Origin of the sequence: Luteibacter anthropi (assembly GCF_011759365.1) — a bacterium.
Lineage (GTDB): Bacteria > Pseudomonadota > Gammaproteobacteria > Xanthomonadales > Rhodanobacteraceae > Luteibacter > Luteibacter anthropi.
Genome location: NZ_JAARLZ010000003.1, coordinates 239,015 through 255,031, shown reverse-complemented (window position 1 = coordinate 255,031; position 16,017 = coordinate 239,015). Strand labels below are relative to the sequence as shown.

At 64.2% G+C, this 16,017-nt stretch carries 15 protein-coding genes and 5 tRNA genes; 15 read left to right on the top strand and 5 right to left on the bottom strand.

The genetic code is table 11. The features are described from left to right. Positions 1 to 265: 265 nt before the first annotated feature. On the top strand, positions 266 to 2,674 hold the full coding sequence (locus HBF25_RS06635; protein ID WP_166947155.1) for a TonB-dependent receptor plug domain-containing protein: 2,409 nt from the start codon (positions 266 to 268) through the stop codon (positions 2,672 to 2,674). Next, positions 2,674 to 4,860, top strand: a complete 2,187-nt coding sequence (locus tag HBF25_RS06630) for a transferrin receptor-like dimerization domain-containing protein (RefSeq protein WP_166947154.1) — start codon at positions 2,674 to 2,676, stop codon at positions 4,858 to 4,860. Before HBF25_RS06635 ends, HBF25_RS06630 begins: the two co-directional genes overlap by 1 nt. A 15-nt stretch (positions 4,861 to 4,875) precedes the next feature. Here the strand turns inward: HBF25_RS06630 and HBF25_RS06625 are convergent, their stop codons facing one another. Next, positions 4,876 to 5,418 (bottom strand): Smr/MutS family protein, encoded by a 543-nt coding sequence (locus HBF25_RS06625; RefSeq protein WP_166947153.1) that lies wholly within the window; start codon positions 5,416 to 5,418, stop codon positions 4,876 to 4,878. A 117-nt stretch (positions 5,419 to 5,535) separates the two neighbouring features. On the opposite strand from HBF25_RS06625, the gene surE reads away from it, so the two are divergent. The 4 genes from surE to HBF25_RS06605 are packed head-to-tail and all read left to right on the top strand — an operon-like array spanning position 5,536 to position 8,672. After that, positions 5,536 to 6,315 carry a 5'/3'-nucleotidase SurE gene (gene surE / locus HBF25_RS06620; protein WP_166947152.1) on the top strand — a complete coding sequence of 260 codons (780 nt, stop codon included), beginning with the start codon at positions 5,536 to 5,538 and terminating at the stop codon, positions 6,313 to 6,315. Positions 6,316 to 6,364: 49 nt separating this feature from the next. Further along, positions 6,365 to 7,000: a protein-L-isoaspartate(D-aspartate) O-methyltransferase gene (locus tag HBF25_RS06615; protein ID WP_166947338.1), complete on the top strand. Its 636-nt coding sequence runs from the start codon at positions 6,365 to 6,367 to the stop codon at positions 6,998 to 7,000. 29 nt (positions 7,001 to 7,029) lie between these two features. Beyond that, a complete protein-coding gene (locus HBF25_RS06610; RefSeq protein ID WP_166947151.1) occupies positions 7,030 to 7,638 on the top strand; it encodes a YqaA family protein in 609 nt (202 codons plus the stop codon). A 29-nt stretch (positions 7,639 to 7,667) separates the two neighbouring features. Next, positions 7,668 to 8,672 (top strand): peptidoglycan DD-metalloendopeptidase family protein, encoded by a 1,005-nt coding sequence (locus HBF25_RS06605; RefSeq protein WP_243853102.1) that lies wholly within the window; start codon positions 7,668 to 7,670, stop codon positions 8,670 to 8,672. 137 nt (positions 8,673 to 8,809) lie between these two features. Here the strand turns inward: HBF25_RS06605 and panE are convergent, their stop codons facing one another. The 3 genes from panE to HBF25_RS06590 are packed head-to-tail and all read right to left on the bottom strand — an operon-like array spanning position 8,810 to position 10,432. Continuing rightward, entirely contained in the window at positions 8,810 to 9,745 is a 936-nt protein-coding gene (gene panE, locus HBF25_RS06600; protein ID WP_166947149.1) for a 2-dehydropantoate 2-reductase, read from the bottom strand. A gap of 7 nt (positions 9,746 to 9,752) precedes the next feature. Further along, complete coding sequence (locus tag HBF25_RS06595; protein WP_166947148.1) at positions 9,753 to 10,130, bottom strand: Mth938-like domain-containing protein; 378 nt, start codon at positions 10,128 to 10,130, stop codon at positions 9,753 to 9,755. Positions 10,131 to 10,135: 5 nt separating this feature from the next. Then, complete coding sequence (locus HBF25_RS06590; protein ID WP_166947147.1) at positions 10,136 to 10,432, bottom strand: YhbY family RNA-binding protein; 297 nt, start codon at positions 10,430 to 10,432, stop codon at positions 10,136 to 10,138. Positions 10,433 to 10,517: 85 nt separating this feature from the next. Here HBF25_RS06590 and rlmE point away from each other — a divergent pair, with 85 nt between their 5' ends. The 9 genes from rlmE to HBF25_RS06550 all read left to right on the top strand — a co-directional run bounded on the left by rlmE (position 10,518) and on the right by HBF25_RS06550 (position 15,502). Then, positions 10,518 to 11,168, top strand: a complete 651-nt coding sequence (gene rlmE / locus HBF25_RS06585; protein WP_166947146.1) for a 23S rRNA (uridine(2552)-2'-O)-methyltransferase RlmE — start codon at positions 10,518 to 10,520, stop codon at positions 11,166 to 11,168. Next, a complete protein-coding gene (gene ftsH, locus HBF25_RS06580) occupies positions 11,165 to 13,096 on the top strand; it encodes an ATP-dependent zinc metalloprotease FtsH (RefSeq protein ID WP_208392450.1) in 1,932 nt (643 codons plus the stop codon). Before rlmE ends, ftsH begins: the two co-directional genes overlap by 4 nt. A 245-nt stretch (positions 13,097 to 13,341) precedes the next feature. Continuing rightward, positions 13,342 to 13,470, top strand: a complete 129-nt coding sequence (locus HBF25_RS22375; protein WP_279588133.1) for a hypothetical protein — start codon at positions 13,342 to 13,344, stop codon at positions 13,468 to 13,470. Between the two features lie 247 nt (positions 13,471 to 13,717). Beyond that, a tRNA-Arg gene (locus tag HBF25_RS06575) sits at positions 13,718 to 13,794 on the top strand. 137 nt (positions 13,795 to 13,931) lie between these two features. Beyond that, positions 13,932 to 14,008: transfer RNA gene (locus tag HBF25_RS06570), tRNA-Pro, on the top strand. Positions 14,009 to 14,032: 24 nt separating this feature from the next. After that, positions 14,033 to 14,109 (top strand) — tRNA-Arg (locus HBF25_RS06565). A gap of 14 nt (positions 14,110 to 14,123) precedes the next feature. Further along, positions 14,124 to 14,200, top strand: a tRNA-His gene (locus tag HBF25_RS06560). Between the two features lie 28 nt (positions 14,201 to 14,228). Continuing rightward, a tRNA-Lys gene (locus tag HBF25_RS06555) sits at positions 14,229 to 14,304 on the top strand. A 274-nt stretch (positions 14,305 to 14,578) separates the two neighbouring features. Continuing rightward, positions 14,579 to 15,502 carry an MASE1 domain-containing protein gene (locus HBF25_RS06550; RefSeq protein WP_166947145.1) on the top strand — a complete coding sequence of 308 codons (924 nt, stop codon included), beginning with the start codon at positions 14,579 to 14,581 and terminating at the stop codon, positions 15,500 to 15,502. On the opposite strand, the gene HBF25_RS06545 is transcribed toward HBF25_RS06550, so the two are convergent. Continuing rightward, positions 15,490 to 15,930: a hypothetical protein gene (locus tag HBF25_RS06545; protein WP_243853101.1), complete on the bottom strand. Its 441-nt coding sequence runs from the start codon at positions 15,928 to 15,930 to the stop codon at positions 15,490 to 15,492. The two genes, HBF25_RS06550 and HBF25_RS06545, sit on opposite strands and share 13 nt — an antisense overlap. Positions 15,931 to 16,017: the final 87 nt, after the last annotated feature.

Sequence of the window (16,017 nt, the reverse complement as noted above, 5' to 3'; positions counted from 1 at the left end):
CCCCATGACCTTCGCGGCCGCTCCGCGATGTCAGGTGGTGCGCGCGTGTTGTTGTCGACCGGGCTGAAGCGACACCTCATCCGCCGTAGCGCGTAACGCGCCGGCCACGCCCGCGACCTGAGCGCGGGACACGAACCCTTTCATTCCGGCTTGCCAAGCCGGCGATGCGTCGTATGCACGCGTCGTCGTCGACAGGCCGTTCGTACCGAACCGGCGTGCCTCGATGCGCCGGCACCATGCTTTGTATCCAGGGGATCCACGCCTCATGCTTTCTCTCGTACACCGCCGTCGCAAGCCCTTGTTCCTGGCCGTCACCCTTGTTCTCGGTGCGGCTTCCCTGCCTGCCCTGGCCCAGGATGCCGGCAACGGAAAAGACGCCACGCCGGCCAAGGCCAGTCAGCTCGACACCGTGATCGTCACGGGCACGCGCAGCACCGAACGCACGGTTTCCAGCTCGCTCCAGCCGATCGACGTCATTACCCCGCAGCAGCTCCAGCAGACGGGCGCCACCCAGCTCAGTGCCGCGCTTGCGCGCCTGGTGCCCTCGCTGAACTTCCCGCAGCCCACCACCATCAGCGGCGCGGAAGTGGTGCGCCCGGTGACCCTGCGTGGCCTCAGCCCCGATCAGGTGCTGGTGCTCATCGACGGCAAGCGCCAGCACGCGGGTGCCTTCCTCAACCTGGGTGGTGCCATCGGCCGTGGCTCGAACCCGGTGGACCTGAACGCGATTCCCATTGCCGCCATCGAGCGCATCGAAGTGCTGCGCGATGGCCAGTCGGCCCGTTACGGGTCGGATGCCATCGGTGGCGTGATCAACGTGATCCTCAAGAAGTCGGGGCAGGGTGGCCAGGTCACTGCGAAGTTCGGTGGCTATGATGCCGGCGATGGCCTGCAACGCCAGCTATCCGCAGATACGGGTTTCAAGCTTGGCGACAAGGGCTCGATCCATGTCGCGATCGATACGCAGAACAACGATTACACCAACCGTGCCGGCCTGGACCAGACCAAGGGCCCCACCTTCAACCAGCGCGTGTACCGCCTTGGCGACCCGGCGATCAAGTCGAACAAGCTGTCGCTCGTGGGCCAGTACGAATTCAGCAAGGCGGCCGAGGTGTACTTCGAAGCGCTGTATCGCCGCGATCGTGCAGAAACGGCCAGTCTTTATCGCCATCGCAACGATTCCACCAACGTCATCGCGATCTATCCCAACGGCTACCTGCCGGTCAGCCTGCCCATCGTGACGGACACGACGCTCACTGCCGGCCTGCGCGGGCAGGTGGGCGATGGCTGGCATTACGACCTCTCGGCCAGTCATGGTTCCAACGAATACAACCAGCGCAGCCATTCGATCAACGCCGACTGGTACAAGGCCTATGGCTATACGCCGTTCTTCATCCAGGGGGCCGATTACAAGACCCAGCAGCAGGTAGCCAACCTCGACATCGGCAAGGAGTTCACGCCGACGTGGCTGCCCAACCCGGTGAGTGTGTCTTTCGGCGTGGAATACCTGCGCCAGGCCTATAAGGTGCGCCCAGGCGATGCCGTGTCGCAGTACGGTGCCAATGGTGGCATCACGGGCGACTTCCAGGGCAACTGGCAGCGTCATGACACCTCCGAATACATCGACCTGGAAACCAATCTCACGGATCGCTTCTCCGTGTCACTGGCCGGTCGTCATGAAAACTACAGCGACTTCGGTGGCACCACCTCCGGCTCGCTGTCGGGCCGCTTCGACTTCACCCCGCGCTTCGCCGTGCGCGGCAGCGTCGGCACGGGTTTCCGTGCGCCCACGCTCGTGCAGCAGCACTACGCGGATATCTCGTCGCAGTTGCAGGATCTGGGGCACGGTCAGGTGATCGTGCAATCCGGTACCTTCCCGGTGGATTCGGCGGCGGCCAGCCTGCTGGGGGCCGAAAAGCTGAAGCCCGAGAAGTCGCGCAGCGCCACGCTGGGCTTCGTGGCCGAACCGCTTGCCGGCTGGAACGTCAGCGTGGATGCCTACTGGATCAAGATCAACAACCGCATCAACCTGTCGTCGAACATCCCGGTCAATACGCCGTCGGTGAACAACTACCTGCTGGCCAACGGCATCGATGCCACCTACCAGTCGATCCGTTACTTCACCAATGCCGTGAACACGCGCACGCGTGGCCTGGATTTCGTGAGCCAGTACGGTTTCGACTTCTCCAACGGCGATCGCCTCAACACAACATTGAGCTGGTCGTACAACGAGAACAAGGTGACGAAGGTGAAGGCGAATCCGCCGATCCTCGACCAGCTGGGCGTGGCCGTGCAGCGCGTGGAGCGCCGTGAGCGCCTGGGCCTGCTGGGCGACACCAACCCGCGCACCAAGCTCGACGCCGGCTTCGATTACCTGCACGGCCGCTGGGCGGGCCACGCCAATGTGCAGCGCTACGGCAGCTATACGGTGTACAGCAACAGCGGGCCGGCCCTGGACCAGACCTTCGCGCATCGCTGGACGCTCGACCTGTCGGCCGACTACACCCTCGACAACTGGACCTTTGCCGCCGGTGCCGACAACGTGTTCAACGCCAAACCCGGACAGGTGAAGTACGCCAACTCCACCAGTGGCAACTTCAAGTACAGCCTGTTCTCGCCCCTGAGCTGGAACGGCCGCTACTACTACGCGAGCGTGACCTACCGGTGGCAGTGATGAATATGCGTACGTTGACGGCATCCCTGCTACTGGTCACGGCAGGTGGTGTGCTGGCCGCACCCGCGGCGCCCCAGGCCGATATCGAGCATCGCGTCGATGCCTCCATCGGTAGCGCCGATCTCGATGGCTGGCTGAAGCGACTGACCTCGGCCCCCAACCAGGTCGGTTCCCCGCACAACAAGGAAAACGCCGACTTCATCGCGGACCGCTTCCGCGAGTGGGGCTGGAGCGTGAAGGTAGAGCCGGTGCGCGTGCTGGTGGCGTATCCGGATGTGCAGAAGCTGTCGCTTACCGAGGGCGACCGCTACGCGGCTGACTTTACGGAGCCTGCCGTGGACGGCGACGCCGACACGGCGAAGCAGCAGGGTGTGTTGCCGGGCATGGAGTCATACAGCCCGGACGGCAGCGTCGATGCGCCGCTGATCTTCGTCAACGAAGGCCTGCAACGCGACTACGACGAACTCGGCCGTTATGGCGCGTCGGTAAAGGGCAAGGTCGTGCTGGTGAAGTCCAGCGGCGCGGGACGCTGGGTGAAGCCGCGTCTCGCCCAGCAGCATGGTGCCGTTGGCGTGGTGATCTATTCCGATCCGGAAGCTGACGGCTTCGCGAAGGGCGACGTCTATCCGACCGGTGCATGGCGTACGCCACGCACCGTGCAGCGTGGGACGCTGGGTATCGACAGCGTGCTCGACGAAAAAAGCGCGAAGACGATCCAGGCCCAGCGCCGCACGGCGGACCTGTCGATCCCCGTGGTGACGATCGGTTACGGCGATGCAGAGCATTTCCTGCGCGCGCTGGGTGGCGCCGCCGTGCCGAACCGCTGGCAAGGTGGCTTGCCGTTGACTTACCACATCGGTGGCGATGCGCCAGTCCATCTCGAAGTCCATTCGCCCTGGGAATGGCGCACGCTTTACAACGTGATCGCGACGCTTCGCGGGTCGGAGCGGCCCGATGAATGGGTGATCCGTGGCGTGCATCACGATGCGTGGGTATTCGGTGCATGGGACCCGCTGGCAGGCACGACGGCCATGCTTGCGGAAGCCCGGGCCATCGGTGAGCTGGCCAGGGCCGGGCAACGACCGAAGCGCACGCTTGTTTTCGCCAGCTGGGATGGTGAGGAACTGGGCATCCTTGGCTCCAAGGCCTGGACGGAGCGTCATGCGGACGAGTTGTCGCGCAAGGCAGTGTTCTACCTCAACAACGATACGACCGGGCGCGGTTTCCTTTCCGCCTCCGGCGATCCGGCACTGGCATCGCTGGTCGATGGCGTGGCGGGTGATCTGCGCGATCCGGAAACGGGGGCGACGGTGCAGGCGCGCCGCCAGGCCAAGCGCGCCGTGGATGCGTCGGAGAAGGGCAGGGATGCTGCGGCGGACATCGTGCCGGCGCGACTGGGTACCGGTTCGGATTACCTGTCGTTCGCGCACCGCATTGGCATTCCCTCGTTGCACGTGCGCTATGGCTACGATCGCGACGGTGACGAAGAAAGCGTGCCGATCTATCACTCGCTATACGACACCTACACGCACTACCAGCGCTTCGGTGATCCGGGGCTGGCTTACGTGCGCCTGCTTGCACAGACCAATGCCCGCCTGGTGCTGCGCGTAGCCAACGCGGACATCCTGCCCTGGCGCTATACGGCGTTCGCCACGTCGCTCTCGCACGACGTCGACCGCCTGGCGACCGATGCGGCGGCTTCGCACAAGGATGCCTTGCGCCACAACTCGCTCATGGACAGCGACGCCTATCGCCTGGCGGCGGTCGCGTATCGCAAGACAACGCCACCCGGTCGCCTCGACGATCGTTGGGAAGATATCGATCTTTCGACGCTGCGAGATGCGGTGAAGGATCTGGACGCAGCGGCCAGGGCTTACGACGCGGCCGTTGCCTCAGCAGGGGCGCAGGTGAACGCCCGTCAGGCCAATGCCGTGAATCGCGTGCTGCGCGAGGTAGAGCCGGCGTTCCTCCAGGCATCGGGCCTGCCGCAGCGACCCTGGTACCGTCACCTGTTGCAGGCGCCGGGTCGCAAGGAAGGCGAAGACGTGGCGCCGCTGCCCGGTATCGGCGATGCCATCGATGCGAAGGACTGGGCACAGGCCCGGGCCGAGGTGGCGCTCACCGCCGGGGCGACTCATCGGGCTGCCGCCAGTCTGCGGCGGGCGACCGAAGCGCTTTCACACTAAGCCAGGGGCGCGGTCTCAGGCCTTCAGCAGGACGACGACCGCGCCCGTACCGCCTTGCGCAGGACGGGCCGAGGCAAACGCCACGACATCGTCGCGTCGGCGCAGCAGCTTGTCGGTGAGGCCCTTGAGTACGGGGCCGCCGGCTTTCGAGCGCAGGCCCTTGCCGTGGATGATCCGCACGCAGCGGATGCCGTCGCGGTGACACTCGGCCAGGAATTCGGCGATGGTGAACTGCGCGGCCGCAGCGTTCATCTGGTGCAGGTCGACGTCGGCCTGGATGCTGAACTGCCCACGCTTGAGTTGCTTGAGCAGCTTGGGCGGGTAGCCGTCACGCAGGTAGGACAGCTCCTCACCCACTTCCAGTTCGGCCGGATCGTAGTCGAAAAGCATGGCGTCTGCCGTGACGGCGGCCTCATCCGCGTCACGCATCACGGGCAACGGTGCGGGCCGTGGACGCTCCGGCACGGCGTCCACCGGCTCCATTGGCCGCACGTCGCCGATCGCCTCCCGGAAGAGACGGCTGTCGTCCTCATGGACCATCGGCGCGCGGCGTTTCATGGTCACCATCCTAGCGGCTCTCGGTGAATCCCGCGCCCCGGTCCGGTAGACTTGGACGATCGGGTGCCCTCGCATGCAAGTGGGGGCCCCATCTTCAGTTTTTCGATCTGGATCAGCATGCAGGTTCTGGTAAGCAACGATGACGGCGTGGAAGCCCCGGGCATCCGGGTACTGGCTTCCCGCCTGGGCGAGTTCGGTACGGTGACGGTGGTTGCCCCCGATCGCGACCGCTCCGGTGCGAGCAACTCCCTCACGCTCGACGGCCCCATCCGCACCCAGCGACTCGACAACGGGTACTGGCGGGTGGCTGGCACGCCCACGGACTGCGTGCATCTCGCGCTGGCGGGCATGCTCGACCACGACGTCGACATCGTGGTCTCCGGCATCAACAACTGCGCCAACCTGGGTGACGACGTCATCTACTCCGGCACGGTCTCCGCAGCGATGGAAGGCCGCTTCCTCGGACTGCCCGCCATCGCCGTGTCGCTGGTCACCCGCGAAGGTTCCGGTCGCCATTTCGATACCGCCGCTTCGGCCGTGCTGATGCTGATGCGCCGCCTCATCGCCGATCCGCTGCCCGCCGACACCATCCTCAACGTCAACGTGCCCGATCTTCCCTGGGACGAGATCCGTGGTTTTGAGGTCACCCGCCTCGGCCGCCGCCACAAGGCCGAGCCGGCGATCCGCACCGAAGACCCGCGCGGCCGCACCATGTGGTGGATCGGCATGCCGGGCGCGGTTGACGACGCCGGCCCGGGTACGGACTTCGACGCGATTCGTCGCGGTTACGTCTCGGTCACGCCGATCCATACCGATCTCACCCGCTTCCAGGCGCTCGACAAGGTCAGTCATTGGGCCACCGCACTGTCGTCGTCCATGGGCGAGGAGGCGGCCTGACGTGGTAAACCTGCACGCCCTGCCACCCTCGGCGCTGCGCGGCGAAGGCATGACCTCGCAGCGTGCGCGCGATCGTCTGGTGGCAAAGCTGGTGGAAGAGGGCATCCGCGACGAGCGTGTGCTCGAAGTCATCCGGCAACTGCCCCGGCATCATTTCATCGACCAGGCGCTGCATTCTCGCGCCTACGAGAACACGGCACTTCCGATCGGCCATGGGCAGACGATCTCCCAGCCCTGGATCGTCGCGCGGATGACCGAAGTCCTGATCGAACACGGAGTACCTGAGCGGGTGCTCGAAATCGGCACGGGCTCGGGTTATCAGGCCGCCGTGCTGGCCGGCATCGTGCCCACGGTGTACACCGTGGAGCGCATCGAAGAACTGCTTCGCCAGGCCCGCCGTCGCTTCCGGCAACTGGGTATCGAGAACCTGCGCTCCCGTCATGACGACGGAAAGCTGGGCTGGGAATCCGATGCTCCCTTTGATGCCATCATCCTTACCGCCGCCGGCGACCGCATTCCCATGAAGCTGCTCGACCAGCTGAAGCCGGGCGGCGTGCTCGTGGCGCCCGTTGGCAGCCCAAGCCAGCAGGTGCTGGTGCGCCTGCGCAAGACGGAAGCGGGCGAGGTGGTGCGCGAGGACCTCGGCCCGGTCAGTTTCGTACCGCTGCTCGGCGGCATCGGTTGATGGACTCTCACTACAAGGAAAACCGCTGAATGCGGCTGTTCGCTTCACTCTATGACCGCGCCATCGTCTGGGCGCGTCACCGCCATGCGGTTCGCTACCTCGCCGGCTTGTCCTTCGTGGAAGCCTTCATCTTCCCGATCATGCCCGAGGTGATGCTGGCGCCGATGATGCTGGCCGAGCCCCGCAAGGCGTTCCGCTATGCCAACTGGAGCCTGCTGTTTTCCCTGCTGGGCTCGCTCGTGGGCTATGCGCTGGGCCATTTCGCCTTCGAGGCGCTGAAGCCGTTGCTCGATTCCATGCATCTGCTGGCACCGATCAGCAAGGGCGTGGCCGACCTGCAGGCCAAGATGCAGTCCCACGCATTCGAGCTGTATGTCGTGCTCTTCATGGCGGCCCTGCAACCGGTGGTGCCGATGAAGTTCGTCACCTGGGCTTCGGGTATCGTCGGGGTGCCCGTGCTGCCGTTCCTGCTCTGCGTGCTGGTGGGACGCGGCAAGCGCGTATGGCTGCTGGCCCTGCTGGTCCGCGTGTTCGGTGAACGTGCCGAACAGATGCTACGCAAACACATTGAGTGGATAGGCTGGGCTGTTATCGTCATCCTCGTCTTACTGGCCCTCTGGTGGTTCCTGTTGCGATGAGTGACCGTGCAAGGAAATCCGCGATGCGAATGATCCGACCGCTCGCCGTGGCCGCCCTCGTTGGCTCCGGCCTTGTGCTTACCGGCTGTGGCATCACCCGCAGCTCCGTGGTCGTTACCCGTGCGCCGGGCAGCTACGAGCCGATCACCCACAGCCGGGTACCGGATGCCACGTCGTCTGCGCCGGCTCCGGGCGGCAGTTACCAGGTGCAGAAGGGCGACACGCTCTACAGCATCGCGTTCCGCAACAAGGTGGATTTCCGCGACCTGGCCAGCTGGAACGGCATTGCCTCGCCGTACACCATCTGGCCCGGACAGGAACTGCACCTGTCGGCACCTGCCGCCAGCAAGCCTGCTCCGGAAGCGCCGCACCAGGCACCAGTGGTCGCCGCGGCCACGCCGCCAGGGCATCCAGCCTCCACGCCGCCGCCCCCGGCCACCCAGCCGGGCATCCAGGGCGTGAACGAAGCAGAAGCCAAGCCTCCGACGGAGCCCGCTCCGGCGACCACGACGAATACCCCTGTGGTCGTTGCCGGCAAGCCCGCCGAGTCGGTCGTGCCACCGCCGCAGCCGGCCGCACCTGCGAATACACCGCCTCCGCCGGTCGAGAACCCGTCCGCCGCGACGCCGATCGTGGCCACCGGTGCCACCCGCAACGCGGGCGGCATCACCTGGCGCTGGCCGGCCGATGGCTCACTGATCAAGAAATTCGCCTCGGGCGATGCCATCCCCGGCATCGAGATCGCGGGCAAGAACGGCGACCCGGTGCGCGCCGCGGCCGATGGCGTGGTGGTGTACAGCGGCAATGGCCTCGTGGGCTATGGCGAGCTGGTCATCATCAAGCACAGCGACAGCTTCCTCTCCGCCTACGGCCACAATCGCAAGCGACTGGTAAAGGAAGGCGAGAAGGTGAAGGGCGGTCAGGTCGTAGCCGAAATGGGCTCCACGGGCGCATCGCGCGACGAGCTGCAGTTCCAGATCCGCCGTGACGGCAACCCGGTCGACCCGCTGCAATACCTGCCGCCGCAGAAATAGCGAACCACTCCCTGTAGGAGCGCGCCTCGCGCGCGACAGCCTACAAAGCGATGCCACCGCACCCCCGAAGGCTCAGGCGGTCTTCGGAGGTGCGTCCAATCCCGGTCGCGCGCGAGGCGCGCTCCTACAGGGCTAGGTCAGCCCTGGCGGTTTCGGCGCGCTTCGAATGCCTGGAGATGCGTCCAGGCCACTTCCAGCATCGGTGCCTTCACGCCCGCATCGTGCGCCCGGCGCAGCATGTCGCCGACGATATGGGCGCCTTCGATACGCTGGCCGGCTTCCAGGTCGCGCAGCATCGACGCCGTGAGCGGCGAGCCTTCCTGGGTGAGGGTGGCCCAGGCCCGCGAGCGCGCCTGATCCGGCACCGCGTGCCCGGAGGCGCGGGCTACGGCGAGGCATTCCTCATACATATGCTCGATGAGGCGACGTCCGTCGTCGGTGCCCACGATGTCGCCCACGGCTGCGCGGAACAGGCAGGTGGCGCCGGCCAGCGTCGTGAGGAAGGTGAACTTGGCCCAGAGATCGCGGGCAATATCCGTGGAATGACTGTGATCCACACCCGCCTTTGCAAAGGCCTCGGCCAGCGTGGAGCAGCGATGGCCATGGGACTCGCCGTCGCGCTCACCGAAGGTGACGGATGCACCATTGCCGAAGTGGATGACTTCGCCTTCAGGCCCCTTGGCGGCACTGATGATGCACAGGCCGCCCATCACCCGATCGGCGCCGAAGCGGCGGTCGAGTACGGGGTAGTGGGCCAGCCCGTTGAGAATCGGGAGCACGGCCGTGCCTTCGCCAACGGCCGGACCGATCGCCTCGATGGCGGAGTCCAGGTCGTAGGCCTTGCAGGACAGCAGCACGACGTCGAAAGGGCCCGCTTCGGAAACACGCTCTGCCGTGGCATGCCTGACAGCGACCGTGGCATCGCCCAGCGGACTGCGGATGATCAGCCCCTGCTTGTCGAGGGTGGCGGCCCTTTCGGGGCGTACGAGAAAGGTGACGTCCACGCCAGCCTGGGCCAGGCGACCACCGAAGTATCCGCCGGTCCCGCCGGCGCCGAGGACCAGGATTCGCATGGGGCGATCAGCTCTTGGGAAGGATAAAGGCGGCCAGCACGCGACGGCCTTCGCCGGCGAGCAGGCTGTAGGTGCGGGCGGCAGCCCCGCTGGTCATGGCCTCGACGCCAATGCCACGGCGGAGGAAGGCTGCCATGACCTCGGCCGGCGGAAAGACCTGGCGTTCGCCGGTGCCGACGATGACGATCTCCGGCTTCAGGGCGGCGATGGTCTCGACATCGGCGAGATTCATCTGCTTCGCGTCGGAGACGCCCCAGTCCTCGACCACCTGTTCCGGTGTGATCAGGAGACTGGCGTGGAAGTCACGATCGACGATCGTGACCGTATCGGCGCCGACACGGCGCACGAAGAGGTAATCGCCGGGGCGATCAAGGGTGAGGTCCATGGGACTTACCGGGGCAGGGCCAGCTTGGGATCCTGATTGTTGCGGCGGAACAGGACCACGACGTGGCCGATTTCCTGGACTTTCTCGGCGCCGGTCTGGCTGGTGAGGAAGGTGATCTGCTGCTGCCGCTCGTCCTTGTCGCCGCCGGAAAGCTTCACCTTCACCAGTTCGTGGATGTCGAGGGCCGAGGCCAGTTCCTTCGCCACGGCCTCCGTCGCGCCCTTGTTGCCGAGCAGGATAACCGGCCGCAGGTCGTGGGCGAGGCTGCGGAGGTAGCGGATCTGGGTATCGGAAAGCGACATTGCGTTCAGGTTCGATGTGCGGCGGACAGGTTGCAAAGGGTATCATGCGAGACCCGCTACTCATTAAGAATCCGGTCAAAAGCCCATGGCACGCAGCAAGACCAGCTCCCGTTGGCTGAAAGAGCACTTCGACGACCCCTACGTCAAGAAGGCTCAGGCCGAGGGGGCGCGCTCGCGGGCCATCTACAAGCTCGAAGAGCTCATCGACCGCGATCACCTCATCAAACCTGGCATGACCATCGTCGACCTGGGCGCCGCCCCGGGCGGATGGTCGCAGCTGGCACGCCAGCGCCTGGGGGATTCCGGCAAGGTCATCGCCATGGACATCCTGCCCATGGTGGGCCTGGCCGGCGTGGACTTCATGCAGGGCGACTTCCGCGAGGAATCGGTGCTGCGTGAGCTCGAATCCATGCTCGATGGCAAGAAGGTCGATCTTGTCCTGTCCGACATGGCCCCCAATATGTCGGGTGTGGCACTCGCGGACCAGATCCGGGCGATGGACCTGTGCGACCTGGCCCGGCAGTTCAGCCTCGACTGGCTGAAACCCGGTGGGTCGTTCCTGGTGAAGTTGTTCCAGGGGGCAGGGTTCGACGAGTACCTGAAGAACTTGCGCGCCGACTTCAGTCGCGTGACGATGCGTAAACCGAAGGCCTCCCGCGCGCGTTCGCGAGAGGTCTATGCGCTGGCGACGGGCCTCAAGGCCAAGTCCCGGCAACCTGGCGAGAACCGCGCATGAATGAGATGGCAAAAAACCTGTTGCTCTGGCTGATCATCGCGGTGGTCCTGCTGACCGTGTTCCAGACATTCAACCCGCATGGCGCGTCGTCGCAGGACATGTCCTACACGGCCTTCGCCCAGCAGGTGGACAACGGCAACGTCGCCAGCGGCACGATCACCTCCACCGCTCCGCCCACCATCACCGGCAAGCTGAAGGATGGCGGCTCCTACCGCACCGTCGTGCCGGTGGTCGGCCTGTCCACCAGCGACCTCGTCAAGCAGATGCGCGACAAGGGCGTCGAGCTTCGCCAGGAGCCTGCCGACAACGGCTTCTCCCTTCTGGGGCTGGTATTCAACTGGCTGCCCATCATCATCTTCGTCGCCGTGCTGATCTGGTTCATGCGCCAGATGCAGGCCGGTTCCGGTGGCCGTGGGGCCATGAGCTTCGGCCGCTCCCGGGCCAAGCTGCAGGGCGAAGACCAGATCAAGGTCAATTTCTCCGACGTGGCCGGCTGCGATGAGGCCAAGGAAGAAGTCGGTGAGCTTGTCGAGTTCCTGCGCGACCCGGGCAAGTTCCAGAAGCTCGGCGGCAAGATTCCCCGCGGCGTGCTGATGGTGGGCCCGCCCGGTACCGGCAAGACCCTGCTCGCCAAGGCGATCGCCGGCGAAGCCAAGGTGCCGTTCTTCTCGATCTCCGGTTCCGACTTCGTCGAAATGTTCGTCGGCGTCGGCGCCAGCCGCGTGCGCGACATGTTCGAGCAGGCCAAGAAGCACGCACCCTGCATCATCTTCATCGACGAAATCGACGCCGTCGGCCGCCATCGTGGCGCCGGCATGGGCGGTGGTCACGACGAGCGCGAGCAGACCCTCAACCAGTTGCTGGTCGAGATGGACGGCTTCGAAGGCACCGAGGGCATCATCGTCATCGCCGCCACCAACCGCCCCGACGTGCTCGATCCCGCCCTGCTGCGTCCGGGTCGCTTCGACCGCCAGGTCGTGGTGGGCCTGCCCGACGTGAAGGGGCGCGAGCAGATCCTCAAGGTGCACATGCGCAAGGTGCCCACGGCCGCCGACGTCGAGCCGATGACGATCGCACGCGGTACACCCGGCTTCTCTGGTGCCGACCTCGCCAACCTCGTCAACGAGGCCGCGCTGTTCGCCGCTCGTGAGAATGCCCGCGAAGTGCGCATGAGCCATCTGGACCGTGCCCGCGACAAGATCCTCATGGGTGCCGAGCGCCGCTCGATGGCCATGAACGACGAAGAGAAGCGTCTCACCGCCTACCACGAGGCCGGTCACGCCATCATCGGTCGCCTCGTGCCCGAGCACGATCCGGTCTACAAGGTCACCATCATTCCGCGCGGCCGCGCCCTGGGCGTCACGATGTACCTGCCCGAAGGCGACCGCTACAGCATGAACAAGGTGGCGATCGAATCGCAGCTTTGCTCGCTTTATGGCGGCCGCGTGGCGGAAGAGCTGATCTTCGGTCACGACAAGGTCACCACGGGTGCGTCGAACGATATCGAGCGCGCCACGAAGATGGCCCGCAACATGGCCACCAAGTGGGGCCTGTCCGATGAGCTTGGTCCGGTCACTTATGGCGAAGAAGAAGACGAAGTCTTCATCGGTCGCTCGGTGACGCAGCACAAGAGTGTCTCCAACGAAACGGCACGCAAGATCGACGAAGTAGTGCGCACCATCCTCGACCGCGCTTACGCGCGCAGCAAGGACCTGCTCACCACCAATATCGACAAGCTGCACGTGATGGCCGACGCCCTGTTGCAGTACGAGACCATCGACGCACGCCAGATCGACGACATCATGGCCGGTCGCGAACCGGGCCCGCCGGCCGACTGGCAGAAGCCGGGCGCCACACCGCCGCCTCCGCCCCGCGGAGATGCCGGCCCGGCGCCGGACAAGGTCGGCAAGCCAGCGACGCAGGTATAAAAAGGAAGGGCGGCCACTGGCCGCCCTTCTTCGTTCTACGCGTAAGCAACCCCAAAGGCCCCCATGCCCTGTAGGAGCGCGCCTGCGCGCGACCGGTTGAAACGGCGCACTCCGTAGCAAACCCAAGCTCCCTACCGAAGGGGGGCGATCGCATCGGCGATTGACGCTCCGTAGTAAAGCAGCCTTTGGAGGCTTCGCTCCGTAGGGAGTGCTCGCCTGTCGGCCTCATTGCTCGGCGCTCTAACGTGGCCGAGACCGAGCCGTCGGGGGCAGCCCTTGTCGCGCCGGCCTGCGGTATCCCCGATCGCCTGCGCTGCTTTTTGACAACGGTGTTCTCACCGGATGCGCTGCTCGTCGAGCAGCGCATCCGGTGAGAACACCGTTGCTACAGAAACGATCCGCCACACAGGGAAAAAGGCCTTCCTGCGACATGTTGTCATGTGAAGGCTAAGCCTTTCTCCTGTAACGAAAGAGCCTTCGATTTGACCGCTTCGTTACCGTCGCGCGAAAAAAAGTTTCAAAAAAGTGTTGACGGGCACCGTCGAAATCTGAATAATTCCGCTTCTCGACACGGCGCTAACGCTTCACCGCGATAGTCACCGGGTCAAAGGTTTAAAGTGTGCGCCCGTAGCTCAGTTGGATAGAGTACCAGGCTACGAACTTGGTGGTCGGGAGTTCGAATCTCTCCGGGCGCACCATCTTTAAGCAGGTTGTCGCGGTTGAATGCGGTAACCACGGTAGTTGAAAGTGTGGTGTGTTCATACGGATTGACGGGCTAGGCTTTGACCCGTAGCATCTGAAAGCTCGCTAGTTTGATCGGTGTGGCTCAAGGTTTCGGGGTATAGCTCAGTCTGGTAGAGCGCCAGCTTTGGGAGCTGGATGTCGGGGGTTCGAATCCCTCTGCCCCGACCAAATGGTGTTCTACGTACAGTGCCTGCGCCTGTAGCTCAACCGGATAGAGCATCGGCCTTCTAAGCCGACGGTTGCAGGTTCGATTCCTGTCGGGCGCGCCAGTTCAGGTTTTATGGTGGGCGTAGCTCAGTTGGTTAGAGTACCGGATTGTGATTCCGGATGTCGTGGGTTCGAATCCCATCGTCCACCCCACTTTTGACGTGTTACAATTTGTGTTTCCGGGCCGTTAGCTCAGCTGGTAGAGCAGTTGACTCTTAATCAATTGGTCCTAGGTTCGAATCCTAGACGGCCCACCAATTCAAAGGCACCTGATGAAAATCAGGTGCCTTTTTCTTTGCGTGGATTATTCAGATATTCGTTTTGACTGAATATCGATTCAGGAAAATCAGCCGCCCCATTTCCAGTCCTGCCATCAGGAATTAATCGGCCCTCGTCGCCATGGTGGGAGGGCTCCCTCTTAAAGCCTCGCGCTTTCCGTCATTGCGGCCTACCATCGTCATCTTGTGCATGCGAAGCCGGGCGCGGGTGGGGGCTTCGCAGGCGATGATCTGAACGGCTTGGGAGGGGCGTTTGAAAAGGAGCATTTCGCACTGGAATGCCTGGGGGCAATACATTGCCGTCGCCGCAGCATACGAAGCGGTGTACGAGATTGCGCGATACTGTTCCCAGCCTCAATTCCTCCTTACGACGGGATTGCGCCTGGCATGCATGCTGTTGATGCCAGCGCGTTTCTGGCCTGCACTGGCTGTTGGCGAATTCGTACCGCTGGCCGAGAACGCGCTCTTCTGCGCTGATCGCTTTGGCACTGCGTGGGCCGTCCTGATCGCCATTCCCACCGTTGTCTTCTACTGGCCCGTACTCGGCATGGTGCGCAGCAAGTGGCATCTTTACGATGCAGAGGGGCGGCTGCATATGCAGGTCATCGTCTATGCGTCGATTGTCGCCTCGATAATTACCGCCGGACTGATCACGGCAACGTGGATGGCTGCCTTCATGCATGATCCAGGCAAGTTCCCTGCGCATGATCCGACGATGGTTCTCGTGTCGCGTCTTGTGGGTTCGTACCTGGGTGCATTGACGTTGACGCCCGTCATTCTGTCGTTGCGAGACAGGTATCTTCGTCGGCAGGACGTGCTTACCGTTGCCGCCGTCTGGCGCAGCACGCTGCTGCGGGACATCTTGTGGTGGGTCATACCCGCACTGGCCGTGCTTGACTGGCTCGCACTAACCGCCAACGTCGAAAGCGTGCGGCAGCTGGCACAGTTCGCATTGTTGCTTCCCGTGCTGGGCCTGGCCTGGCGACATGGGTGGCATGGCACGGCCGTTGGCGGATTGCTGGCCAGTTTTGCCCTTGCCTCGACGGCTCATGGCTTGCTCGATAACGAGACACTAAAGGTCCAGACTGTGATGTCCGTGGTGCTGTCGGGCGCGCTCATCCTGGGCGCCCGATCAACCGCCACGCGCCGTATGACCGAAGCCGATCAGGGACCGTGACCGCTGCACGCCAGCGGGTCTTTTTCACAAGTCGACGGCGTCACTATCAGTTGCTCGGTGCCATCTGACTGCAATGCGGCGGAGATGGATACTGCCTCGTCCCGATAGACGGGTTCACCAGACGTTGCGCCCGGCGCAGTCCCGATGACCCAGGGCGATGCATCGGCTCCGATGGGCAGATCCAGAATCTGTCCCCCTGTGTAACCCACCGCGCCACGCACGGTGCCGTTACCGTCGTTTACCTGTACATACCGGATTCCCGCGCGTTCGAAGCGGTAGACGTGGTAGTGCGGGCTGGTGCTGACGTCGGTGGCGTTGGGCCACGACGTGCCCAGGCCAGTGTCCGCCTGAGGTTTGGAAAAAGCGACGCCTGCAGAAAAGAAGGGGGCCACGATCATGGAAAAAATGGCGAGCCTGAAGAGATGCATGAGTGCTCCGTGCGATGGTTGCTTTCCGTCAGCGTACCTCTATTGATCTTCCTTGAGCAGCATCCGTGTTCATCGCGCAGTGAGGTG